We start from the raw sequence: 1,029 nt of genomic DNA on the forward strand, positions 1-1,029 counted from the left end.
CTATCCGGCGTCAAGTCACGCAGGCATAACCAACTACATTAATGATCGAAATGCATTCGATTTCATATCCGCGCACCAACGCCCCGTAATACTAAAGACAGGAGTACAGACATGACCCTCGCAATCATCGGCACCGGCAATATGGCCAAAGGCCTCGCCACAGTATTTTCGGCCGGCGGCAACGCCATTATCCTCGGTTCGCGTGATTCCTCGGTAGCCGCCTCGGTCGCCGGGAGCTTCGGCGACACCGTCTCAGCCGCCTCGATCTCGGACGCTGTCGCCAAGGCCGACATCGTCTTCCTCGCCGTGCCTTATGATGCCGTAGCCGCTGTGGTGAAGGCAGCCGGAAGCCTCGCGGGCAAGATCGTGGTCGACCTGACCAATCCCATGAAGGCCGATTTTTCAGGGCTCGCCATCGGCTTTTCGACCAGTGCGGCTGAAGAAATCGCCAGGCTCGCCCCGCGGGCCAAGGTGGTAAAAGGCTTCAACACGCTGTTTGCGTCGGTGCTGCAAAATGGCGGTGAGGTTGCCGGCACCCCGGCAACGGTGCTGCTCGCCGGCGACGACGCCGACGCTGTCGCCGAGGTTGAGGCGCTGGTGAATTCAGCCGGTCTCAAGGCCATCGTTGCCGGTCCTCTCGCCGCGTCGCGCCATATCGAGGCCGTGGCCGCCCTCAATATCGGGCTCGGCTATGGCCAGGGCAAAGGCACCAATATCGCTCCGACCTGGGTCGGTATCTAAGCATTCATCGCTCCACGGCCTCGTGGGCGGAAGGCGACATCAAGGAACAAATAGAAAGCCGCGACGCGCCACTTGATATCGGTCAAGTGGCGCGTCGGTTACCTCGTGGACAACGCGATTGCGGAGAAGGACGAAGGGCACCGTAAACTTAACGCTGTGAAAACAGGATCTGGGAGTGAGGCTCTGGTTCATTCGGCGTGAAGGCGCGCGATTTGGCGCCATGGCGTTGTCACGTTGTTTGAAATGTGGCCGCGTGAGGCCGACACCGCGCTTTTCAGGCAGGCAGTG

At 60.3% G+C, this 1,029-nt stretch carries 1 protein-coding gene; it reads left to right on the forward strand.

Translation table 11 applies throughout. From position 1 onward, the window contains the following. The first annotated feature begins 111 nt into the window (after positions 1 to 111). Positions 112 to 741 (forward strand): NADPH-dependent F420 reductase, encoded by a 630-nt coding sequence (locus BLS48_RS34710; protein WP_038654519.1) that lies wholly within the window; start codon positions 112 to 114, stop codon positions 739 to 741. Positions 742 to 1,029 lie beyond the last annotated feature (288 nt).

This window comes from Mesorhizobium qingshengii (assembly GCF_900103325.1).
GTDB lineage: Bacteria > Pseudomonadota > Alphaproteobacteria > Rhizobiales > Rhizobiaceae > Mesorhizobium > Mesorhizobium qingshengii.

Coding starts and splice junctions, on each gene's coding strand:
- BLS48_RS34710 (WP_038654519.1), top strand. CDS start 112: ATGACCCTCGCAATCATCGGCACCGGCAATATGGCCAAAGGCCTCGCC.